Below are 21,591 nucleotides of genomic sequence, written 5' to 3'. Positions count from 1 at the left end.
AGATGACAAACATCGAAGGTACGGGTGCGGCGCATGTCCCGAACCGGGACATCGAAGTGAACGGGGACACGTTTGCATACCGCCGATTCGGGACGGAATCCCAGACCTTGCCCCCATTGGTTCTGCTGCAGCATTTCCGTGGCAATCTGGACTTCTGGGACCCAGCGCTGCTCGATGTCCTGGCAGCTGATCGAGAGGTGCTCACCGTCGACTTGCGCGGCGTCGGCGGTTCCACCGGGGCCGTGCCGGACGCCGTCACGGCAATGGCCAGGGATGCAGTGCGGTTCGTCGACGCCGTGGGGCTGACATCCATTGACCTGCTGGGCTTTTCGTTGGGAGGGCATCTTGCCCAAGAGATCGCGCTGATTCGCCCTCGGCTGCCGCGGCGCCTGGTGCTGGCTGGTACGGCCCCGCAAGGTGCACCCGATCTGCACCGTTGGTCTGACGACGTGTATCGGTGGGCGTGCGCCGATGAAATCACGCCGGCAGGCTTCCTCTCGTTGTTTTTCTCGGGATCAGAGGCCAGCGTGAAACGGGGTTGGGAATACCTGGCGCGTACCAGCGCCCGCACCGAGGACCGCGATCAAGAGACGAGCTTGGCTTGCCGGGATGCCCAGTACCAGGCGTTGATGACGTGGGGAATTCCGGAATCCGGCAAATTGGACCGGCTTTCAGCGATCACCCAGCCGACGTTGGTCGCAAACGGTGACAACGACACCATGATGGCGACGAAGAACACCTATCTACTTGCCGAGAAGATCCGGGGTGCCCAGATCCGGATCTATCCTGATGCCGGGCACGGGTTCATCGACCAGTACCCGGTCGAGTTCGGCCAGCACATCTGCCAGTTTCTGGGACGTTGACCGTGCACGATGTGTCGCGTGAGGCGTTGCCGGCCGGACTGCTGGCCGGCCGGTTCGCGGGGAGTGCCCTGACTCTGGTCGCCGAAGCGACGAAGGACGCCATCGCGAAGACACCACGGCCCGGAGACGAGGTACTCGACGGTGTAGCCCGCTTCGTCACCGACGGTCCCCAGGCGGCCATGCCGGCGCTCCGCAACGCGCTGGAGTACACACGCAGTGCCGAATGGGCGAGTACGGCAGGTCCCGGCTCGCTGTGGCTGGCAGGTCGAGCGGCCGGGCTGGCTTGGGATTTCGATGCATGGGAGCGCTGCTCGATCACGCTCCTCGAGTCGACCCGCAGGGCGGGCCCCGCAGCGATGCTGCCCTCGGCACTGACGGATCGCGCCGGGACGCTGCTGTTGACCGGCGCGCTGGGTGGGGTCGAGGCGCTGGCGGAGGAGGAAGCCGCGGTCATCGAGGTGGCCGGGGGCCGGATGGTGCCCTACAGCCAGCTGGGTCTGGCGGCTTTCGCGGGCCGGGACACCGAGGCGCGGTACCTGATCCTCGCCGGTAGCCAGGACGCTCATCGCCGCGGCGACGGCGCAGGTGTCTGCTTCATCAATTGGGCTGCCGCAGTTCTATACAACGGACTGGGTCGCTACGAGGATGCCTACGCGGCGGCGGCGGACACCGTCAACGACCAGCCGGCGCAACGCTACCGAAATTGGACCTTGGCCGAACACATCGAATCGGCCGTCCGTACCGGTCGCTACGCCGAGGCCGGCGCAGCGATGAACCGGCTGGACGAGGTCACCCTCCCGAGTGGAACTCACTGGGCCCGCGGTGTGCGGGCTCGGTCACAGGCCCTGCTCGCCGTCGGCGATGCAGCAGAGACGTCTTATCGGGAGGCGATAGCGCATCTGCAGCGGACCCCACTCTTACCGGAGGTGGCACGCACGCATCTCCTCTTCGGCGATTGGCTGCGCCGCGAGCGCCGGACAGTTGACGCCCGCGAGCATTTGCGGCACGCAGCGAGCGCTTTCGACAAGATGGGCATGATGAGCTTCGCGCGGCGGGCACGATTGGAACTGGCGGCGGCAGGAGACCTCACCTGCCGCCCGAGTGCGCGGCCCGGTGCCCGGTTGACCGCGCGCGAAGAGCAGATCAGCCATCTGGTGGCCGAAGGCGCTACCAACGCCGAGATCGCCACCCGACTGTTCATCACGCACCGCACGGTCGAGTACCACCTGCACAAAGTGTTCCGCAAGCTGGCGGTCACGTCGCGCACTCAGCTGGCGCGCCTGGTCATCGACGACAGTGTGAATGCCGACTTCACGGGCGCGACAATGTCACCGCGAGTTGCTTCATAAGTACTACTGCTCAACATCATTCACTGAGAGAGAAAGTCACAGGCACCATGTACAACCACCTGATTGCCCTGAATCCGAGCAGGCAATTGATCGTGAAGGTCGCCATCGCTGACGGAACGGTCACCGAGCTCCTCGACGGAGTGTCCGACTTTCCCGACGGAATCGTCATCAGCCCTGACGACAATGCGCTGTATTGGACGAACATGGGCGCTCCCGGCCTGCCGGTCGATCACCCGCCCCGGCAGGAAAGTGATCTGGACTTCTATCGGCGCAACGGATCCCTCGAAACGGCGGCACTGGATGGCTCCGATCGCCGCATGATGCTGGCTACGGGCAGCTTTGTGACGGGCAAGCAGCTTGCCGGTGCGTGGAAGAGAAATCGCCTCTACTGGTCGGATCGGGAAGGCGCTGCGGTACTGAGCGTTTCACTGGAGACAGCGCAAGTGCGTGCCGAGGTTGTGGTGGCGCAGACCGAACAGGATCGACACGTGATCCGCAACCAGTGCGTCGGCGTCGCCGTCGACGAGCGTAACGGATTCCTGTATTGGACCCAGAAGGGTCCGTCCTATGGTGGCGACGGCCGGATCTTCCGGACACTCCTCGACATCCCGGCCGGGCAGATCCCGGAAAACCGGGCGGTGGAGGTGCTTTGGTCGGATCTGCCGGAACCCATCGACCTCGAACTCGACGTGGATGCAGGTGTCATCTACTGGACCGATCGCGGTACTCCACCAAGCGGAAACACGCTCAACCGAGCCTACATCCCCGCCGTCGGACAACCCGGCGGCCCCATTGACGTGTTGTCCACAGATTTCCACGAAGCCATCGGGTTGGCCGTCGACGCCGCTGCAGGCGTGGCCTACGTCAGTGATCTGTCCGGTGAGATACGCGCGGTTGCACTGGATGGCACCGGTCAGCGAGTGCTGGCCACGGTTCCGGGCGGCTTGACCGGAATCGCCGGAATCCCGGGGTAGGACGGGTGAGCAGCTCATTCGATGTTGCGGTACTCGGGTCGGGGCCGGCCGGCGTGACGGCGGCGACGCGAGCATCCGAATTGGGGGCGCGCACCGCGCTCGTCACGGCGGGCCGTTTCGGTGGTATGGCCGCCAACGACGGGCCGGTGCCCGTGCGCTCGCTCGCGCACACCGCACGGCTGCTGCGCGACGCACGTCAACTGGGCCGCTACGGCATCAGGGGGTTCTATCCCGAACTGGACTACGAGCATGTGCTCGCGCGGGTCGATCATGTGGTCGACGAGGTGCGCTCGTCGTCATTCCTGTTGCGTCAAATTACCGCCCAGGGAGTTGGCCTGTACCAGAACGTGGGTACCGCACAGTTCGTCGATGCCCACCACGTGCGCACCGAATCCGGTCTGACGATTGCGGCGGACAAGTTCATTGTGTGCACCGGCGGTACCAGCAAGGCGCTGCCGATATCCGGATTCGAGCTGACCGGCACGCACAGCGACGCGTGGAACCTGACCAAGGTGCCCGAGTCGATGATCGTGATCGGCGGAGGCGCGACGGGCCTGCAGGTGGCGTCGATCTTCAATGCCTTCGGTGCCTGGGTGACGGTGTTCGAGGCAGGGCCGCAGATACTGCCCAGCGCAGATCATGAGGTCGCCGCCGCTGTGGCACAAGGCTTTCGTCAAAAGGGAGTCGACGTCTGGGAGGACTTCGGCACCATCCGATCGTTCTCTCGGACCGCCTCGGGAATCAGAATGGAGTACATCGCCGCCGCCAACCGGCAGAGTATCGAAGCCGAACTGATCATCAGCGCCGTCGGCTGGGCAGCGGATGTGACCGGCTTGCACCTCGGGCGCGCCGGTGTGGATGTCACCGCGCGGGGCTTCATCGAGGTGGACGAATATCTGCGCACCTCCAATTCGGACGTCTTCGCCGCGGGTGACGTCACCGGCCGGGCGATGCTGGCCTCAGAGGCGATCCGCGACGGCTTCATCGCCGCCGACAACGCCGTCGCCGGTCCGCGTTCCGCTGTTGCCGACCATTACGCTGCAGAAGGCAGTTTCACCGATCCGGAGTACGCCTCAGTGGGGCTCACCGAACACGCGGCACGCGAGACCCGCGCCGACGTGCACTGCACCAGGCTGGATTATGCACAGTGCACACGACCGATCATCGACGGCCAGACCTACGGCTTCTGCAAACTGGTGCTCGACGCCGGTACCGCCGAGATCCTCGGTTGCCATGTGGTCGGCGACCGAGCGATCGAGATCGTGCAGGTTTTGTCCGTGGCCCTGTCATCGGGGTTACGCCGTGTCGATGAACTCGCGAGACTTGCCGTTTCGTTCCCCACCTATGGCGAGATCCTCATCCACGCAGCCGTTCTCGCATCCCAGGAACTCAGACTGGACGGAACGCAACCGCACTAGCCCTCCTGCTACCACTTCCCGCCGCCACGGACGCATCGTGGCGGCGGCCTGCCCCGTGTCGTGAGTCTTGGTCAGATCCACAGTAGGACTGTGGTTTTCACAGATGCGCGGCGTTGACCGCGCCAGCCAGGATGAGTCTGCGCACAGCGAACACCATGCCGAGAGGATGTCATGACCACCACCACCACCGCGGGAGCATTGCCGCCGATCCCGCTGCAGGACCTCAGCGAGGGACTGCTGAAAGCCGATTTCTATGCCTACGAGGAGATCTTGTCCGATGAGCAGCGTGACACGATCAACCGGCTGCGGACATTCTTCGCCGCCCGCGTGGTACCGATCGTCGACGATCACTGGGCCCGTGCGGAATTCCCGTATCACCTGATCCCCGAGTTCGCCGGTCTCGGCTTGGTGGACTGGGCTGACCCGGACTCCTCCGTCGCCGAACCGAACAACTTGATGAACGGCATCACCGCGATGGAACTCGCGCACGCCGACGCATCGATCGGGACCTTCTTCGGCGTGCACACCGGCCTGGCCATCGGGAGCATCATCACCTGTGGCTCCGAAGAGCAGAAGCGCCGGTGGTTGCCCGCGATGAGCCGCTTCGAGAAGATCGGCGCCTTCGCCCTGACCGAACCGCACGGCGGGTCGGATGTGGCCGGCGGCATGCAGACCACCGCGCGCAGGGACGGTGACGAGTGGGTGCTCGATGGCGCCAAGCGCTGGATCGGCAACGCCACCTTCGCCGACCACATCGTCGTCTGGGCCCGTGATGTCGACACCGACCGCGCGCTGGGCTTCGTGGTGGACAAGGGCACACCCGGCTTCACCGCCACCAAGATCGAGAACAAGATCGCCCTGCGGATCGTGCAGAACGCCGACATCGTGCTGAGCAACTGCCGGATCCCCGAGGCGAACCGGTTGCAGAACGCGAACTCGTTCAAGGACACCGCCAAGATCCTGCGCCAGACCCGCAGTGGCGTGGCCTGGCAGTCCGTCGGCGTCATGTGGGCCGCCTACGAGATCGCTCTGTCGTACGCCGTGGAGCACACCCAATTCGGCCGCCCCATCGGCAAATTCCAGCTCGTCCAGGACCTCTTGGTGAAGATGCTCGGCAACGCAACGGCGTGCGCGGGCATGATGGTGCGCCTCGCCCAACTGCAGGACGCCGGAGTCTACCGGGATGAGCAGTCCGCTCTGGCGAAGGCGTACTGCACGGTGCGGATGCGCGAAAGTGTCGGCTGGGCAAGGGAACTGCTGGGTGGCAACGGCATCGTGCTGGACTACAACGTGGGCCGGTTCGTGGCCGACTCCGAAGCTCTCTACTCCTATGAGGGCACGCGCGAGATGCAGACCCTGATCGTCGGCCGGTCCATCACCGGCGGCCTGAGCGCGTTCGTGTAAGGAGCCGGAAAATGACAACACCTACCACCGCGGGAATTTTTGCCGGTCTCAAGGTCGTCGAGATCGCCAGCTTCATCGCCGCACCCGCTGCGGCGACGATGCTCGCCGACTTCGGCGCCGATGTCATCAAGGTCGAGCCGCCCGGGCTCGGTGACCCCCAACGACTGCTCAGCTCCCTGCCGCCGAGCCCCGTCGCCGCCGGCAACTACAGCTGGCATCTGGCCAACCGAAACAAGCGGGGCATCGCCGTGGACCTCAAGTCCGAGGGCGGCACCGCGATCCTGCGCCGCCTCGTGGCGTGGGCCGATGTGGTGATCACCAACTTTCCGCACGGCACCCGTGAGGCGCTGCACCTCGGGTATGAGGAAGTGTCGGAATGGAATCCGCACGTCATCTACGCCGACATCACCGGCTTCGGAGACGCCGGCGCGGATGCGAACTTGCCCGGATTCGATCTGACGGCATTCTGGTCTCGCAGCGGACTGCTCGCGGCAACCCGAGATGCCGGAGCCCCGCCGACCTCCCCGGTGTGGGGCAGCGGTGACTACACCACCGCCACCGCGATCTACGCCGCCATCACCACCGCGCTGTATCACCGGGAACGCACCGGTCAGGGGTCGAATGTCGGCACCTCGCTGCTTGCCACCGGGGTCTGGGCTACCGGGACCCTGGTGTCGGCGGCGCTGGCGCATGGCACACCGTACGAGCTGCACGACCGCACCGCACCGGTGAACCCGCTGAGCAACCCGTATCAGACCAGCGACGGCCGCTGGCTCATGCTGGTCGCCCGGCCGCAGCACTGGCCGAAACTCGTCGAGGCCCTGGGGCGTCCGGATCTGCTGGCCGACCCGCGCTTCGCCGACGAGCCGGGTCTGAGGAACCACGCCGACGCGTTGTCCACGATCCTGGACGGCGAATTCGCCGCCCGGCCGGCCGATTACTGGAAGCAGACGCTGGATCACCTGCGCATCACTTACAGCTTCATCCAGACCCCGGAGGAGGCGGCCGCTGATCCGCAGCTTCGGGCCAGTGAGGTGGTGATCCCGATCGCCGGGGCCCCGAACCTGGAGTACACGGTCAACAGTCCCATCACCGTGCGCGGGCAGCGGAAGGTTCCGGCCACCCGGGCACCCGATCACGGCGAACACAACGACGAGATCCTCGGGCAGCTGGGCTTCACGGCCGACGAGATCGCCGAACTGTATGCCACGCAGGCAGTCCCGTCGAAGAAGGAGATCGCACGATGAGCTCGGAGTTGGTGCGGGTGGACGCCGAAGGCGGCGTTCTGACGATCACGATCAACCGTGCCGCGCAGCGAAACGCCATCAACTACGACGTTGCCGTTGAGCTCGGTGCAGCGCTGGATCGGTTGGACGCCGACCCTGCCCTTGCCGTGGGCGTTCTCACCGGGGCCGGTGGAACCTTCAGCGCCGGTATGGATCTCAAGGCATTCGCCGGCGGGCAGACCCCCGTGCTCCCGGGTCGTGGGCTGGGCGGACTAACCCGCGCCAGCATACGTAAGCCGCTGATCGCCGCGGTGGAGGGTTGGGCACTGGGGGGTGGCTTCGAGTTGGCGCTGGCATGCGACCTCATCGTGGCCGCCGAGGGCGCCACTTTCGGATTCCCCGAAGTCAAGCGCGGGCTCATCGCCGGGGAGGGGGGAGTGGTCCGGCTTCCGGACCGGGTGCCCCACCACGTCGCGTTGCGACTGCTGCTCACAGGCGATCCCATTCCGGCTGCCGAAGCAGAGATCCACGGGCTGATCGCCCAACTGACCCCGACAGGGCGGGCGTTGACCGCAGCGCAGGCCCTGGCCGAGCGCATCGCCGCCAACGCGCCACTGGCCTTGGCGGCGGTCAAGCAAGTCGTACGCGAAGTCCAGGGACTCAACGACGCCGATGCCTTTGCACGCCAGGACGGTATCGCCGCCGGACTGCTGACAAGCGATGACGCGCGCGAAGGTGCGCTGGCATTCGCCGAAAAACGTGCCCCCGTGTGGCGCGGACGCTGATCCACCGAACTCAAGGAGCACCGAAATCATGTCCATACCGAGCATTTCATCCATCAAGCGCATCGCGATCGTGGGAACCGGCACCATCGGAGCCAGCTGGGCCACCCACTTCCTGGCCCGCGGATTCGACGTGATCGCCACCGATCCGGGCCCGGACGCCGAATCCGCTTTGCGTGACTACGTCGACGGTGCCTGGGATACCGCCGCACGGCTGGGCCTAGCGGCAGGTGCTTCGCGCGACCGCCTGAGCTTCACCACCGACCTGGCCAAGGCCGTGGGCGACAGCGATTTCATCCAGGAGAACGCACCCGAGCGGCCCGACCTGAAGGTCAAGCTGCTCGCCGACATCGACGCGGCCGCAGCGCCGGAGACGATCATCGCTTCCAGTTCGTCGGGCATCACCATGAGCGTCATGCAGGCAGAGTGTGTGCGCGCCGAACGCACCGTGATCGGGCACCCGTTCAATCCGCCACACGTCATCCCCCTGGTCGAAGTGGTCGGCGGTGCGAAGACCTCCGCTGAGGTGATCGCCGCAACGATGGCGTTCTATACCGAGGTCGGCAAGAAGCCGGTGCTGCTGAAGAAGGAACTGCCCGGCCATGTGGCCAACAGGTTGCAGTCGGCGCTGTACCGGGAGGTGGTCCACCTGATCGCCGACGGTGTGCTCGGCGTGACCGATGCCGACGATGCGGTGTCCTGGGGGCCGGGGTTGCGCTGGGGTGTCATGGGACCGAATTTGTTGTGGCACCTGGGCGGTGGCGAAGGCGGTATCGCGCATTTCATGGAGACGCTGATGCCCAGGATGACGGAGGGTTGGCCGGCGCTGGGCAATCCGACCTTCACGCCGGAGCTGGAACAGCGAATCGTCACCGGTGTGCTCGAGGAAGCAGCAGGCCGTTCTATCGCACAGCTGGGCGCCGACCGCGACGCCATGCTGCTCGACCTGATCTCGTCACGCGCCAAACATCAACAGCAGTAATTGAATCGGTGCGCAGGTCGTCTCCTACCACGGCCTGCGCACCGGTGACCTGTAGCAAAGGGGCATCGATTGTGGCACGCTCCCGATACACTGGGCGCTGGCGTTACTACTGGGTCCACCACAGCTGGCTGGACCTGGTTCCGGCCTTGGCGGTGATCGCCTTGTGGACGGTGGCGGCGAGGTACGGAATGGTGCCGCGTGGACTGACACAGGTAGCGGCCGACGCCCGGCGTGCGCTCTACCAATCGCTGGCAACCATCTCCGCGACCATGGGCGGTGTGACACTCACCAGCATCTCGCTGCTGATGAATCTGATTCGGGTGCCCGCCGGCCCTGTGGATCTGCCCGCCGTCGACGAGCGCCGGATCGGTCAGGCATTTCTTGCGGTACTGCCTTGGCAGGGTGTGCTTTTCGCCGGATCGCTCGTGGCAGTCACCACGGATGCGACTCGCTCCTCGGGGTATCCGTGGCTGCAGACGGTGCTGCTGTCCCTTGCCGTGGCCGGGTTCTGCGCCATCGGCCGCGTGTTCTGGATCCTACGGCGGCTGCTGGCCGCGACGGCCGGCTACTCGAAGACGTAGTTGCTCAGATCGACCGAGACGATCAGCGGTGCCTCGGCCGCCGTGTTGTCCTCGTTACGCGGATAGATCCGGAGCTTCGACGGCAACACGATCCCGGACACGGTGACCGGGTCGAGAAGGTAACGAGCGGCGGGATTGCTGCCCTGAATATCAACCTCGTAATCGTGGCGGCGAAGCAGGCCGTCGCCGTCGATGTAGAAGGTCTGGACGGTGCTGTGGGTTGCGATATCCGGTGGGAATGTCACCCGCAGCCGCCGCCATGTCTGTCCCTGCTCGGTCCAGGGATCGATCTCCTCCGCGTGGACCCCCTCGCGGGCGAGCATGAACGGTGACGTGAGATACGTCCACATGGTGTAGCCGGCGAAGTAAGCCACCTGGGTGTCGCTCCATGGTGTTTCCATCGCGTATCCGGCAAAAGAGGAGCGGGGGTCGTCGAGTTGCTCGACCACCGCACCGTCGGGTGACTCGATGGTGACGCGCAGCGGGGAGTACTGGGAATGGTTGGCAGTGGGAGCGAACGGTCCGTGCGAAACCCGCTGGCGCCTCAAATCGACTCGCACGTCGGAATTTTCCAGCACCGTCGGCTTGCCCTTGAGTCCCCACAGCACGCCGCCCTGATGTAAGTGAGCGCTGAGATACGAGAATTGATTGAAGTGCTCGAGCCCGCCATGGGCCGCCATGGTCAGTTCCAACAAATCCGGCATTGGGTCCTCCTGGGTAGCTTTCCGTACCTCAGCCTGCGCGCCGGGCGCGTTCACCGGTATCGGTCAGATGACCAACCCGCCCAGGGCGGCATGGAGCTGGCTGCGGCTGGTGATCCCCAACTTCGGGAACACCTTGTACAGGTGCGCCGCGACGGTCTTGTGCGACAGGTAGATCCGATCGGCGATCTCCCTGTTGGTCAACCCGGACGCGGCCAGCTGTGCGATCTGCAACTCCTGGGAGGTGAGATTGGCGGCGGCGTCGTTGTTCACCGCGATCGCTGTATGGGAGACGCCGGCGGCCCGCAGCTCTGCGGCGGTGCGTTCTATGAACGGCGCGGCGCCGGCGGTATCGAAAGCGGACAACGCCAGCGACAGGTGAGTGCGCGCCTCGACGATACGGCGGTGCCGGCGTAGCCACTCCCCGTAGAGCAGGTGCGTGCGAGCCAGCTCCAAACCGGCGTCGGCGTTCTCGCCGTTTGCCAGAGCGGACAGGAAGTTCGTGTCGGCGTCGTCATCGGATTCGGCCAGCAACGCCTGGGCACGATGAACCAGCATCAATTCCAGGCCGGCGCCCAGCCGGTGGGCTTGGGTGGCGATATCGGCCACCAGCGACCGCGCGAGGTCGTGCTGCTCGCACCCGGCCGCGGCCTCGGCAAGATCGGCGACCGCCCAGCGCCGGCTGGTTCGGTGCAAAGACATCTTCAGTAGATGTCGCAGCGCTTCAGCGTGATTCGCGACGCACAACGCCGCCAGGCCGGCAGCCCAGTGCGCGTCGTCGTTCCACAGGATGGAGGGGTCGGGAGCCAGTGCGATGCGGGCGTGATCAAGGGCGTGCCGGGCACGTTCGGGGTGACCTTGCCACGCCAGTGCCCGGGCCAGGATGGCCGCCGCGGATGCCTCGGTCATCGGCAGGTTCATGTCGGTGGCCATGCGCATCGCATTTTGTGCCGCGATGGCCGCGGCCTGCAGGCGGCCCTGAACCAGCAGTAGTTGCGCGCTGCCACGCAAGCTTTCGCACTCATCGGCCGACGAACCGCTGTGCCGAGATCGATTCCCGACGCGGAGCCAGCACGCCAGCGCGTGGCCGCGCTCGGCGACGGCTTCGGCAGCGAAGCCCATGGCCATCAGAACGAGTGGCTGGTCCCCGAACTCGTTGATCAGACGCGGTAGGTGCGGGCGCAGTAGTCGGCCGGCGCCGATGTCGTCGACGAGTGCGGCGGCGATGCCGAGCAGCGGGTCACCGGCGTCGTGCTGAGCGGCGACGGCCGCCGCGACATCGAGGCGTGCGATTTCTGGCAGGCCGTGCATGCGGCATTCGATGGCCGCGGCCCACAGCAGTTCCCGCTGCCGGGGTTCGCCGTCGGCGAACTTGCCGGCGAGGGCGACCAGCTCGGTGGCGCTCTGCCCCGGCAATGCAGCGGTGACGTTCAAGATGAACCTAGTGATGGCAAGGGGTTCGGCGCCATCGTGACCATCGGCAAGCGGCTCGGCTTCGGCCAGGATGCTGATCGATTCCGACGTGAGGCCGGCGCTGCGGGCCACCTCGGCGGCAGCGCTCAATCGGCGCACCCTGGCGTCGGTGTCAGAGGACAGGATTGCCGCGCGGCGTAGCGCGGCCGCGGATTCGGCTCCCGCGCCGCGGGAGCGGGCGTGGTCGGCGGCCCGTTCCAGGTCGGCTGCCACCGCCTCGTCCGGCCCGAACGACGCTTCAGCACGGTGCCAGGCTGCTCGGGTCGGATCGGTGGCAGCCGTAGCGAGGGCGCGGTGAACCGTGGCGCGGGCCGACAACGGAGCCGCTCCGTAGACGGTGGACCGTATCAGCGGGTGGCGCACCTGAACGCGCCCACCGCACACGTTGATGAGACTCGACCGTTCCAGCGGATCGAGCAATTGCGTCATTGTGAGTCCGAGGATCATTGCCGCGCAGTCGATTTCGGTAAGTGATCCGTCGCTGGCCGAAATCAACAGGAGAAGCTGCCGGGCCGGATCCGGAAGGATGTCGAGTTGGTCCAGGAAGGCACGCTCGACCCGCCTACTGGTGGGCAGCGGCTCGCCGGCGAAAACGGCGGTACTGCCGCCCCGTTCCCTGATCGCGGAGATCAACTCGATGAGAGCGAGCGGGTTGCCGTTCGATTGTTCGAGAACTCGCTGCCGCAGATGTGCATTGACGGGCCGGGTCGAGGCACGCAAGGTGTGTTCCAGCAGTTGTTCGGCATCCGATGCGGCCAGTGGGCCCAGGGACAGTCGTGGTAGACCCGCCAGTTGAGGAACCGGGCCGTCGACAGTGGTGCGTTCCGCGCAGAGGAGGAGCAGCGGGGCGTTGACAAGTCGACGGCTCACGAATGCGAGCACGTCGAGCGAAGACTGATCCAGCCACTGCACATCATCGATGACCAGGATGAGACGCCGCCGGGTGGCTGCTTCCTCCAGCAGGCCCAGGACTGCGAGGCTCACGAGCAGCCGGTCCGGGGCGGGGCCGTCCTCCAGGCCGAACGCCGTCATGAGGGCACTGCGCTGGCGTGTCGGGAGGTCGCGGGTGTGCGCCATCAGCGGGTGAATGAGCTCGTGCACGCCGGCGAACCCCAACTCGGCCTGGCTCTGCAGCCCGGAACATCCCAGCCGGCCGTATCCGTCCGCGGCGGCCCAGTCGGCGGCAGCAGTCAGCAGCGTCGACTTTCCGATGCCTGCTTCACCGTCGACCACCAGTGCTGACCCGCTGCCGGAGACGGCGGCGAGGGCATCGGTGATGACTGCCAAGTCGGCGGAGCGCCCGATGATCACCCGCGCAAAGCTAGCACAGCTGAGTATGGATGGCCTACTCAGCTATAGTGTGACGATGCGCACCGACCCATGGTCCGACGATGTCTGCCCCATCGCACGCACCATGTCCGTGTTGGGACAGCGCTGGGCGATCCTGATCATCCGCGAGGCGATGCTGGGACGGTCGCGGTTCTCGGAGTTCCGCGAGCAGCTCGGCGTCGCCCCCGATGTCCTCAGCTCCCGGCTTTCTGAGCTGGTCGCCGCCGGAATCCTCGAGGTGGTCGAATACCGGGACCCCGGGGATCGCACACGTAGCCGGTACCTGCTCACCGCCGCCGGGCACGACCTCATCCCGGTGCTGGCCGCAGTCGGGCAATGGGGGCATCGGCACATGGCGCGTGAGATCAGCAGTGGTTACCGATTCATCGAGGCCGACACCGGAGAAATGGTGGGACTGGGTTTTCGCCGACGCGATGGCGGAAAAGTGTCCGCGGCGAAAGTCGCCCTGATCGAGCTTGGCCGGACCTAGCCGACGATGAACTCCAGCAGATCACCCATGAGGTGCATGCGGTAGTCGCCATGAATGCCATGGGGGGCATGGGGATACAGGCGCAATGTGCCGTAGCGAACCAACTCGATGGCCTTGGTCGCCGAAGCGTGGATCGGCACGATCTGATCATCGTCACCATGGGCGATGAGAATCGGAATGTCCAGCGCTCTGAGATCACTCGTGAAATCCGTTTCGGAGAACGCCTTCACGCAGTCGTACACCGAAGCCAGACCCGCCTGCATTCCCTGCAACCAGAAGTGGTCCACCAGCCCCTGCGAAACGGCTGCGCCGTCCCGGTTGAACCCGAAGAACGCCAGAGCCAGCTCTTTCCAGTACTGCGAACGGTCGGCTAGCAGCCGCGCCCGAATGTTGTCGAAAGCCGCCAGGGGCGTACCTGACGGATTGCTCGCGGACTGCACCATCACCGGCGGCACAGCCCCGATCGTCACGATCTTGCGCACCCGCCCAGCGGCGTGTCGTGCTGCGTAGCGCACCACTTCGCCGCCACCAGTGGAATGTCCCACCAGTACGAGGTCGGTCAAGCCCAAGCGGTGCACCAAAGCGGCGAGGTCGGCAGCGTAGGTGTCGATGTCGTTGCCCGACCATGTGTGTTCAGATCGGCCGTGCCCGCGACGGTCATGGGCTATTGCGCGATAACCGTTGTCTACAAGTATTTTCATCTCGGTGTCCCAGGCATCCGCGCTCAGCGGCCACCCGTGGCTGAACACCACGGTCGGCCCGGTTCCCCAGTCCTTGTAATAGAGCTGAGTTCCGTCGGAACCGTCGATGAATGGCATGAATGACATTGTCGAGCCGCGGTCGGCAGGGTAACCATCAGTCAGATGACCATGGATGGGCGCGACGCAACGATGGTCATTTGACCGATACCCGCAATTTCCGCCCGGTGTGAACCTGGATACGACGCCCGAGACCCCCAGCCCGTCCTCGGCTAGTGAACAGGACCCAGATGACAGACCTTCTCAACAAGACGCTGCAGGCCTACGGCGGTGTTGATCGCTGGCGGCAACTCACGTCGGTGACCGCTCGCAAGCACTTCGGCGGTGCGATCTGGGACATCAAGCAGGTGCCCGGCATCGTCGATGACGGCAACATCACTGTCTGGATCAAGGACCAGCGGACGTCGCTGTGGCCGTTCACCGCACCGAATCTGCGCAGTGCCTACACGCCGCAGTGCGTCGGCATCGAGACCCTCGATGGCGACAACGTGGAGGTGTTGGAAGACCCCCGATCCTCCTTCTCTGGTCACACGCTCGAGACACCTTGGACCACATTGCAATTGGCGTACTTCACCGGCTATGCCATGTGGACCTACACAGCCGAGCCGTTCAACCTGACCTTGCCCGGTGTGCGTACCGAAGAAGGCGAGCCTTGGAACGAAGACGGGCGGCGCTTGCGCCGCCTGCACGTCGACTACCCCGACAACGTCGCCACCCACAGCCGGCACCAAGTCCTCTATATCGACGACGACGGCCTCATTCGGCGTCGTGACTACCAGGTCGACATCGCCGGCGGGTCACCTGCCGCCCATTACGTATCGGACTTCGACGAGATCGACGGCCTGGTGGTCCCTCGCACTCGGTTGATCTATGTGCGCGGCGCCGACAACCGACCGATTCATGAGCAGCTGGTGGTGTCCACTTCGCTGACCGACATCAACCTCGACTGAAAGAAGCCCGAACATGACCTACCTGTCCGATCAGGCAGAGGATCGTTTCGTCGACGGTCCTGACGGAGAACGGTTCCATTACCGGCGATTCGGGAAACCGGGCGCACCGCCGTTGGTGTCGTGCATGCGTCTTCGCGGCACCATCGATCATTGGGACCCCAAGCTGCTCGACGCCCTCGCCGCTGAACGGGAAGTCATCGTCTTCGACAACCGCGGCACCGCTGCCTCGAGCGGAGCCGCGCCGACCACCATCGACGGCCTGGCCGACGGCGGTATCGCGTTCATCCGGGCCCTCGGCATGCAGCAAGTGGATGTGCTCGGCTGGTCCCTCGGCGGCATCGTGGCACAGGGAATCGCCCTACACGCACCAGAACTGGTGCGTCGCCTCGTGATTGCCGGCAGTACGCCGGCCGGGGTGCCCGACCAGCCACCGCCACCCGCGCGGGTCGGCAGTATTCTCGGGCATGCCGTCAACGATGACGAGGACTACCTGTACCTGTTCTTCCCCGAGTCCGATCAAGGGCGCACCGCCGGGCTGGAATCGCTGCGCCGGCTCGATGTGCGCCTCGGGCAATCCCGTGCTGCGGTGCAGGACTCGGCGTATCACGCCCAGCTGGGTGCCATCGCCACCTTCGGCGGCTATTACGACCGCCTCGGAGAGCTCAAACTACCTGTGCTGGTGGCCAACGGCGCCCACGACGTGATGATCAACTCCTACGCCAGCTACGTGATGTCTCAGAAGCTGCCGGACGCCAAGGTGGTGCTCTACAGCGATGCGGGCCATGGTTTCCTCTTCCAGCACGTCGACGACTTCGCCCAGGATGTCAACCGATTCCTGGGAGCCACTCGATGAAGGCCGTCAGTCAGACCGAGCTCGGTGGCCCTGAGGTGCTGCACATCGTCGAGATCGACCGCCCGGAGCCCGGAATGGGGGAGATCCTGGTCCGCGTGCTCGCTGCCGGGGTGAACCCGGTGGACGCGATGAACAGGCAGACCGGTGTGTTCGTCGGCCAGCCTCCATTCGTGCTCGGCTGGGATGTCTCTGGAACTGTCGAGGCCGTCGGCGTCGGCGTCACCCTCTACAAGCCCGGTGACGAGGTGTTCGGACTGCTTCCGTTCCCGAAAGGTCACGGCGCCTATGCCGAATATGTCGTCGCGCCGACTCGGATACTCGTACCCAAGCCCGCCAGCCTGGATCATGTGCACGCCGCCGCGCTGCCGCTGGCCGGCCTCACCGCTTGGCAAGCCCTGGTCGACACCGCCCAGATCGGCCACGGCACCCGAGTGCTGATCACCGCCCCCGCCGGCGGCGTCGGGCACCTGGCGGTGCAGATAGCCAAGGCCCGCGGCGCGTACGTCATCGGCCTGGCCGACCCCGACGCCACGGAATATGTGGCGTCGCTGGGTACTGACGAACTGATCGACTACACCACAACCGATTTCAGTCAAGCCGTCTCCGATGTGGACGTCGTTTTCGATATGATCGGTCACGACTATCCGGAGAAGGCCATGCGGATTCTCAAAGCAGGCGGAGTGCTGGTCTCGACACTGCCGCAATCGTTGCCCGCGGTCGCCGGAGCCGCAACGACGCGGGGAATCCGGTTGGCCGGTCTGTTCGTGGAAGCCGACCGACTCGGACTCACCGCGCTCGCCGAACTGGCCATCCGCGGGGTGCTGGCACCCACCATCGCTGCCACCTTTCCCCTCGAGCAGGCAAGCGAGGCCCATTCGTTGCGCACTGCCATCGGAAAGACCGTGCTCACTCTGGCCTGAACGGCTGGGTGTGGCGGTGGGCGTGCAGCATGCGCAGATTGGTCGAGATCCATTTCTGGAGAGGATATTTGAGGTGCCGACTGTTCGTCTCCGCCGGCGAACGACACTGACCCCGGACCAGATCGTCGCCGGATTGACGGCGTTCGGGCACGGCGCGATAGGCGCAACATCAGCCGACGTCACCGAGGGATCGAGGCTGGTATGGGAATGTCTGCATTACGACTGGTTCCATCCGGATCGGGTTCTGGTGACCACCGTCGACTCCAATGTCTACGGCGGAAACTCGGGATATATGTACACGTGGACCCGGTGCGTCGATGGAACGACCGAGGTTTGCGTCGACATTGTGCGCGAGGGCAAGACTCTCCTAGGCAACCTCCTGTCTTGGGGGCTGGCCCTTTTCGGCAGGGGGCTGCTGCAGGTTGCCTTCGCCGAATGTGTCCAGGCCATTGAGGCCCGCCGAGGGTCGTCAATCCCCGGGCACCCGCTCCACGCCCATCCCGAGCCGCTCCGGTACATGCATGCGCGCGAAGATCTGTGCGACGTCGGTGGTGGTGCGGGTGAACCGGCTGACGACGATCATCGTCGCGAAGGCCAGCGGCACGCTGATCGCGGCGGGATAGCCCACCATCACCGCCGGCCAGCCGCCGAGCACGTCGTCGTCGATACCGCCGGCGATGGCCACCGCGACCGCGCTGCCGCAGACGCCGCCGCCGATGATCAGCCCGCACGCCGCACCGGCCGCGGTGAGGCCGCGCCACCAGATGCCAAGCACCAGAAGCGGACACAGCGTCGATGCCGCCACCGCGAAAGCCAGTCCGACGCTGCGGGACAACTCCAGACCGGACACCACCAGGGACAGTGGAATCGGGATCAGCCCGCCGATCACGGCGGCCACCCGGAAATCCCGGACCCGGCCGCGCAGCACGTCGGTGGCCAGGGCCCCGGCGATGCTGACCAACAGTCCCGACGAGGTGGCCAGGAACGCCGCGATGGCGCCGGCCGCGACCAGTGCGGCCAACAGTTGCCCGGCCACCCCGCCGATGGTGGATCCCGGCGCCAGAAGCACTGCGGCGTCGGCGGTTCCGGTGATCAACAGCTGCGGCACATACAGCCGGGAGAAGACCCCGAGCAACACAGGGAACAGGTAGAACACCGACACCATGGCGATGACGGCCAGTGCGGTGCGCCGGGCGGCACGACCGTCTGGGTTGGTGTAGAAGCGCACTAGCACGTGCGGCAGGCCCATGGTGCCCAGGAAGGTCGCCACGATGATGGACAGCACCTGATACAGCGGGTGCCCGCCACCCAGGCCACCGCCGGAGGCGATCCACACGCTTCCGGTGCTCGGGGTGCCGGCCACCACCGGCGTGGCCGCACCGGCGGCCAGCGTCAGCGTGCTGCCCGCGCCCAGTGTGTGGTCGCCGGGAGCGCCGAGGGTGGTGGCTGCGACGTGGCGGCCGTCGAGGGTGCCGGTGATGGTAATACCTGCCGGGTCGACCACCTGCACCACCACGTCGGTGTCGATGGCGACGGTGGTCTGGTGCTGCACGCTCGGCGGCAGCGGTCCGCCCAATTCGGTACGGTCGCTGAGGAACAACCCGAGCAGCGCCAGGGCGGGAATGGCGATGGCGGTCAGTTTCAGCCAGTATTGGAACGCCTGCACAAAGGTGATCGACCGCATTCCGCCGCCGACCACATTGCTGATGACGATGGCGCCCACGATCAGTGGACCGGTCCACACCGGAAGGCCCAGAAGGGTCTTCAGCGTCAGGCCGGCGCCCTGATATTGCGGGGCCAGGTAGAACACACAGATCACCACGACGACGAGCATCGCGACCTTGCGCAGTCGCGCCGAACCCAGCCGGAATTCGGCGAAGTCGGGAACGGTGTAGGCGCCGGAGCGGCGTAGCGGGGCAGCGACGAACAACAGCAGCCCGAGGTAGCCCGCGGTGAAGCCCACCGGATACCACAGCGCGTCGGCACCGTACTTCGCGATCAGCCCGGCGACGCCGAGAAATGAAGCCGCCGAGAGATATTCACCCGAGATCGCGGCGGCGTTCCACCGTGGTCCGACACTGCGGGAGGCGACCAGGAAGTCGGAGGTGGTGCGCGACAACCGGACTCCGTAGGCGCCGATCGCCACGGTGGCCACCGCCGCCACCAGGAGCGCGGCCGCGGTGAGCGGGGAACCGGTCATGGTTCGCTGTCGACGACGCGGACGAAATCCCGCTCGGCCTGTTCGGCCAGCCGGACGTAGAGCCGGCCGACGCCGTAGAGCAGCGGATAGAACAGGACCGCGAGGATCAGCCAGTTCAGCCGCATTCCCAGGACGGTCAGCGTGCTCAGATGCGGGGCCAGCAGCACCGTCGCGGCCACCGCGGCGATGACCACCAGGCTCAGTCGCAGGGCCAGGCCGAGTTGTGCTCGCACCAAGCCACGTACCAGCGCGTCGCCCACCTGGGTCTGCTCCTGCACCTCCACCCGGGTGCGCACCATCCGGGCGCCGCGCCGGTGCGCGAGGACAACTCGTTGCCGCCCCGCGGCGGGCCGCGGATTGGACCCCTGCGGTGGCTCACTCATCGGCGGGTTTCAGGTTGCGCATCGGGTCGCGGACCAACCGGTCGCGCAGTTCGCGGGCCTGGCGCCGGCTCACCGGCAACTCGACGGCGGGGGAGGTGCCGTTGGCGCGCAGCCGCACCAGCACCGCGCCGTCATGCGTGCGCAGCCCGGTCACCAGCCGCAGCGACACTAGATAGGACCGGTGGATACGCTGGAATCCGTGATCGGCCCAGCGGGTTTCCAACACGCTCAACGGGATTCGGACCAGATGCGCTCCGGTGGCCGAATGCAGGCGGGCATAATCGCCCTCGGCCTCCACCCAGCCGATGCTGTCGCGGGGGATCAGTTGGGTGACCCCGCCGAGTTCGGCGGGCACCACGTCGGAGTCCTGTTCGCCGGGTGCCGAACTGGTCTGCACCGTCGCCGCACGGCGGACGGCCTCGTCGAGCCGGTCCTGCCGGATCGGTTTGAGCAGATAGTCGGTGGCGCCGACGTCAAAGGCAGCCACGGCCTTGTCGTCGTGCGCGGTCACGAACACCACGGCGGGCCGGTGCGCGAAATTGGTGAGGACACCGGCAAGTTCGATGCCGGACAGCCCGGGCATGTTGATGTCCAGGAAGACGGTATCGATGGTGTGCCGGTTGAGTTCCCGTAGCGCTGAGGTGGCGTCACGTGCGGTGAACACCTGCTCGACGCACGGGTGGCGGCCCAGCAGGTAGGCCAGCTCGTCGAGTGCGGGGGCCTCGTCGTCGACGGCGAGTACCGTCAGCTTCTCGGTCACCTGAACCCACCTCCGCTGGCCCGCACCCCAGAGCGGAATTTCGGCACCCGCATGATGACCTTGGTGCCCGCCCCGAGAGCGGTTTCGACCACCAGACCGTAATCGTTGCCGAATGCCGCGCGCAGCCGATGGTCGACATTGGTCAGGCCGACGTGGGCGGACTGGTCGGGCAGCGCGTCACCGTGCCCGGCACGCAACGTGTCGGGGTCCATCCCGGCCCCGTCGTCCTCCACGGTGATGACGCAGTCGGTTCCGGCGTCGCGCGCGATGATCTCCACCGAGCCACCGCCCCGGCCGGCCAGTCCGTGCCGGACGGCGTTCTCCACCAACGGTTGCAGCGCCAGGAACGGCACCACGACGTTGAGCACCTCGGGGGCCACCTGCAACCGCACCGTAAGCGTCGCGCCGAACCGGGCCCGCTCCAAGGTGAGGTAGCGATCGATGTTGCGTAGTTCGTCGGACAGCGTGGTGTACTGGCCGGCCGCGCGGAACGAGTAGCGGGTGAAATCGGCGAATTCCAGAATCAGTTCGCGGGCCCGGTCGGGATCGGTGCGCACGAACGACGCGATGGTGTTGAGCGCGTTGTAGATGAAATGCGGACTGATCTGGGCGCGTAACGCCAACACCTCGGCTCGGTCCAACCGGGCTCGGGAGGCATCGAGCTCGGCCAGCTCGAGCTGACTGGCCGCGTAGCGGGCCACCTCGCCGATGGCGCCCAGCATGCCCGGCCCGGGGTTTCCGGCCGCGACCACCACGAGCGCGCCGAGCACGTCACCGCCCTCGGCCGCCAACGGCTGGGCCACCACGGCGGTGGTCCCGTTGTTGGTCAGGACCCGGCGGGCGGCAGCGACGGAGTCCCGGGCCGTCGAGGCGCACGCGTCGACGATCTCGGGTGCGAAGACAGCGCCGTCGTCGGGATCGCGGCCGAGCAGTCCGCCGGCACTGTCGAACAGGGCCACCCCGGCGGTGCCGGTGAGATCGCGCAGGAACGGGGCTGCGGTCTGCGCCGATTCGGTGTCCAGGCCCCGACGCAGGGCATGCGCGGCCAGCGACGCGGTGTGCAGCGCGGTGTGCACGGCCCGTTCGGTGGGGGTGGCCACGACGCGGCGGGTCCGCACGATCAGCACGGCAGCCACCGCCGCCAGCGCCACGGCGGCGGCCAGCGCGAGAGCGACCTGGCCGGACATGTGCAGCG

20 protein-coding genes are annotated in these 21,591 nt (G+C 66.2%); 13 read left to right on the top strand and 7 right to left on the bottom strand.

The window, feature by feature from the left end:
• The first annotated feature begins 116 nt into the window (after nucleotides 1-116).
• The 9 genes from AC1DY7_RS24480 to AC1DY7_RS24440 all read left to right on the top strand — a co-directional run bounded on the left by AC1DY7_RS24480 (nucleotide 117) and on the right by AC1DY7_RS24440 (nucleotide 9,579).
• Nucleotides 117-863, top strand: a complete 747-nt coding sequence (locus AC1DY7_RS24480; RefSeq protein ID WP_477496326.1) for an alpha/beta fold hydrolase — start codon at nucleotides 117-119, stop codon at nucleotides 861-863.
• 2 nt (nucleotides 864-865) lie between these two features.
• Complete coding sequence (locus tag AC1DY7_RS24475; protein WP_477496405.1) at nucleotides 866-2,212, top strand: LuxR C-terminal-related transcriptional regulator; 1,347 nt, start codon at nucleotides 866-868, stop codon at nucleotides 2,210-2,212.
• Nucleotides 2,213-2,259: 47 nt separating this feature from the next.
• Nucleotides 2,260-3,186 carry an SMP-30/gluconolactonase/LRE family protein gene (locus AC1DY7_RS24470; RefSeq protein WP_477496325.1) on the top strand — a complete coding sequence of 309 codons (927 nt, stop codon included), beginning with the start codon at nucleotides 2,260-2,262 and terminating at the stop codon, nucleotides 3,184-3,186.
• 5 nt (nucleotides 3,187-3,191) lie between these two features.
• Nucleotides 3,192-4,604, top strand: coding sequence for a dihydrolipoyl dehydrogenase family protein (locus AC1DY7_RS24465; RefSeq protein ID WP_477496324.1), 1,413 nt, complete (start codon nucleotides 3,192-3,194; stop codon nucleotides 4,602-4,604).
• 171 nt (nucleotides 4,605-4,775) lie between these two features.
• Complete coding sequence (locus AC1DY7_RS24460; RefSeq protein WP_477496323.1) at nucleotides 4,776-6,008, top strand: acyl-CoA dehydrogenase family protein; 1,233 nt, start codon at nucleotides 4,776-4,778, stop codon at nucleotides 6,006-6,008.
• An 11-nt stretch (nucleotides 6,009-6,019) separates the two neighbouring features.
• The gene (locus tag AC1DY7_RS24455) at nucleotides 6,020-7,255 is read left to right on the top strand and encodes a CaiB/BaiF CoA transferase family protein (protein WP_477496322.1); all 1,236 of its coding nucleotides are present in this window, start codon (nucleotides 6,020-6,022) and stop codon (nucleotides 7,253-7,255) included.
• A complete protein-coding gene (locus AC1DY7_RS24450; RefSeq protein ID WP_477496321.1) occupies nucleotides 7,252-8,019 on the top strand; it encodes a crotonase/enoyl-CoA hydratase family protein in 768 nt (255 codons plus the stop codon). Before AC1DY7_RS24455 ends, AC1DY7_RS24450 begins: the two co-directional genes overlap by 4 nt.
• A 28-nt stretch (nucleotides 8,020-8,047) precedes the next feature.
• Nucleotides 8,048-8,998 carry a 3-hydroxyacyl-CoA dehydrogenase NAD-binding domain-containing protein gene (locus tag AC1DY7_RS24445; protein ID WP_477496320.1) on the top strand — a complete coding sequence of 317 codons (951 nt, stop codon included), beginning with the start codon at nucleotides 8,048-8,050 and terminating at the stop codon, nucleotides 8,996-8,998.
• Between the two features lie 71 nt (nucleotides 8,999-9,069).
• Nucleotides 9,070-9,579 (top strand): hypothetical protein, encoded by a 510-nt coding sequence (locus tag AC1DY7_RS24440; RefSeq protein ID WP_477496319.1) that lies wholly within the window; start codon nucleotides 9,070-9,072, stop codon nucleotides 9,577-9,579.
• Here AC1DY7_RS24440 and AC1DY7_RS24435 read toward each other — a convergent pair.
• Together AC1DY7_RS24435 and AC1DY7_RS24430 are read right to left on the bottom strand one after the other, a co-directional pair.
• Nucleotides 9,564-10,337, bottom strand: a complete 774-nt coding sequence (locus AC1DY7_RS24435) for a hypothetical protein (protein WP_477496318.1) — start codon at nucleotides 10,335-10,337, stop codon at nucleotides 9,564-9,566. The two genes, AC1DY7_RS24440 and AC1DY7_RS24435, sit on opposite strands and share 16 nt — an antisense overlap.
• Nucleotides 10,338-10,346: 9 nt before the next feature.
• The gene (locus AC1DY7_RS24430; protein ID WP_477496317.1) at nucleotides 10,347-13,064 is read right to left on the bottom strand and encodes a helix-turn-helix transcriptional regulator; all 2,718 of its coding nucleotides are present in this window, start codon (nucleotides 13,062-13,064) and stop codon (nucleotides 10,347-10,349) included.
• 55 nt (nucleotides 13,065-13,119) lie between these two features.
• Here AC1DY7_RS24430 and AC1DY7_RS24425 point away from each other — a divergent pair, with 55 nt between their 5' ends.
• Nucleotides 13,120-13,572: a winged helix-turn-helix transcriptional regulator gene (locus tag AC1DY7_RS24425; RefSeq protein WP_477496316.1), complete on the top strand. Its 453-nt coding sequence runs from the start codon at nucleotides 13,120-13,122 to the stop codon at nucleotides 13,570-13,572.
• On the opposite strand, the gene AC1DY7_RS24420 is transcribed toward AC1DY7_RS24425, so the two are convergent.
• Nucleotides 13,569-14,390 (bottom strand): alpha/beta fold hydrolase, encoded by an 822-nt coding sequence (locus AC1DY7_RS24420; protein WP_477496315.1) that lies wholly within the window; start codon nucleotides 14,388-14,390, stop codon nucleotides 13,569-13,571. The two genes, AC1DY7_RS24425 and AC1DY7_RS24420, sit on opposite strands and share 4 nt — an antisense overlap.
• 170 nt (nucleotides 14,391-14,560) lie before the next feature.
• Between AC1DY7_RS24420 and AC1DY7_RS24415 the strand changes: the two genes are divergently transcribed.
• Genes AC1DY7_RS24415 through AC1DY7_RS24405 form a run of 3 tightly spaced genes read left to right on the top strand, consistent with a single transcriptional unit; the run spans nucleotide 14,561 to nucleotide 17,053 of the window.
• Complete coding sequence (locus AC1DY7_RS24415) at nucleotides 14,561-15,280, top strand: hypothetical protein (RefSeq protein ID WP_477496314.1); 720 nt, start codon at nucleotides 14,561-14,563, stop codon at nucleotides 15,278-15,280.
• A gap of 13 nt (nucleotides 15,281-15,293) precedes the next feature.
• Nucleotides 15,294-16,133, top strand: coding sequence for an alpha/beta fold hydrolase (locus tag AC1DY7_RS24410; protein WP_477496313.1), 840 nt, complete (start codon nucleotides 15,294-15,296; stop codon nucleotides 16,131-16,133).
• Nucleotides 16,130-17,053: an NADP-dependent oxidoreductase gene (locus tag AC1DY7_RS24405; protein WP_477496312.1), complete on the top strand. Its 924-nt coding sequence runs from the start codon at nucleotides 16,130-16,132 to the stop codon at nucleotides 17,051-17,053. The genes AC1DY7_RS24410 and AC1DY7_RS24405 overlap by 4 nt, the downstream gene beginning before the upstream one ends.
• A 469-nt stretch (nucleotides 17,054-17,522) precedes the next feature.
• On the opposite strand, the gene AC1DY7_RS24400 is transcribed toward AC1DY7_RS24405, so the two are convergent.
• From AC1DY7_RS24400 to AC1DY7_RS24385, 4 genes are read right to left on the bottom strand one after another with little or no spacing between them, the layout of a single operon-like run.
• Complete coding sequence (locus tag AC1DY7_RS24400; RefSeq protein WP_477496311.1) at nucleotides 17,523-19,253, bottom strand: sodium/solute symporter; 1,731 nt, start codon at nucleotides 19,251-19,253, stop codon at nucleotides 17,523-17,525.
• Nucleotides 19,250-19,636 carry a hypothetical protein gene (locus tag AC1DY7_RS24395; RefSeq protein ID WP_477496310.1) on the bottom strand — a complete coding sequence of 129 codons (387 nt, stop codon included), beginning with the start codon at nucleotides 19,634-19,636 and terminating at the stop codon, nucleotides 19,250-19,252. Before AC1DY7_RS24395 ends, AC1DY7_RS24400 begins: the two co-directional genes overlap by 4 nt.
• A complete protein-coding gene (locus AC1DY7_RS24390) occupies nucleotides 19,629-20,396 on the bottom strand; it encodes a LytR/AlgR family response regulator transcription factor (RefSeq protein WP_477496309.1) in 768 nt (255 codons plus the stop codon). Before AC1DY7_RS24390 ends, AC1DY7_RS24395 begins: the two co-directional genes overlap by 8 nt.
• Nucleotides 20,393-21,583, bottom strand: a complete 1,191-nt coding sequence (locus AC1DY7_RS24385; protein WP_477496308.1) for a sensor histidine kinase — start codon at nucleotides 21,581-21,583, stop codon at nucleotides 20,393-20,395. Before AC1DY7_RS24385 ends, AC1DY7_RS24390 begins: the two co-directional genes overlap by 4 nt.
• Nucleotides 21,584-21,591: the final 8 nt, after the last annotated feature.

It is taken from the genome of Mycobacterium sp. P2_H7 (genome assembly GCF_056403275.1).
This window is presented reverse-complemented; position numbering and strand designations above follow the sequence as displayed.

Excerpts from the sequence above, each read along its gene's own strand:
- AC1DY7_RS24470 (WP_477496325.1), top strand. The coding sequence starts at position 2,260 with ATGTACAACCACCTGATTGCCCTGAATCCGAGCAGGCAATTGATCGTG.
- AC1DY7_RS24460 (WP_477496323.1), top strand. The coding sequence starts at position 4,776 with ATGACCACCACCACCACCGCGGGAGCATTGCCGCCGATCCCGCTGCAG.
- AC1DY7_RS24455 (WP_477496322.1), top strand. The coding sequence starts at position 6,020 with ATGACAACACCTACCACCGCGGGAATTTTTGCCGGTCTCAAGGTCGTC.
- AC1DY7_RS24450 (WP_477496321.1), top strand. The coding sequence starts at position 7,252 with ATGAGCTCGGAGTTGGTGCGGGTGGACGCCGAAGGCGGCGTTCTGACG.
- AC1DY7_RS24445 (WP_477496320.1), top strand. The coding sequence starts at position 8,048 with ATGTCCATACCGAGCATTTCATCCATCAAGCGCATCGCGATCGTGGGA.
- AC1DY7_RS24425 (WP_477496316.1), top strand. The coding sequence starts at position 13,120 with ATGCGCACCGACCCATGGTCCGACGATGTCTGCCCCATCGCACGCACC.
- AC1DY7_RS24420 (WP_477496315.1), bottom strand. The coding sequence starts at position 14,390 with ATGCCATTCATCGACGGTTCCGACGGAACTCAGCTCTATTACAAGGAC.
- AC1DY7_RS24415 (WP_477496314.1), top strand. The coding sequence starts at position 14,561 with ATGACAGACCTTCTCAACAAGACGCTGCAGGCCTACGGCGGTGTTGAT.
- AC1DY7_RS24410 (WP_477496313.1), top strand. The coding sequence starts at position 15,294 with ATGACCTACCTGTCCGATCAGGCAGAGGATCGTTTCGTCGACGGTCCT.
- AC1DY7_RS24405 (WP_477496312.1), top strand. The coding sequence starts at position 16,130 with ATGAAGGCCGTCAGTCAGACCGAGCTCGGTGGCCCTGAGGTGCTGCAC.
- AC1DY7_RS24400 (WP_477496311.1), bottom strand. The coding sequence starts at position 19,253 with ATGACCGGTTCCCCGCTCACCGCGGCCGCGCTCCTGGTGGCGGCGGTG.
- AC1DY7_RS24395 (WP_477496310.1), bottom strand. The coding sequence starts at position 19,636 with ATGAGTGAGCCACCGCAGGGGTCCAATCCGCGGCCCGCCGCGGGGCGG.
- AC1DY7_RS24385 (WP_477496308.1), bottom strand. The coding sequence starts at position 21,583 with ATGTCCGGCCAGGTCGCTCTCGCGCTGGCCGCCGCCGTGGCGCTGGCG.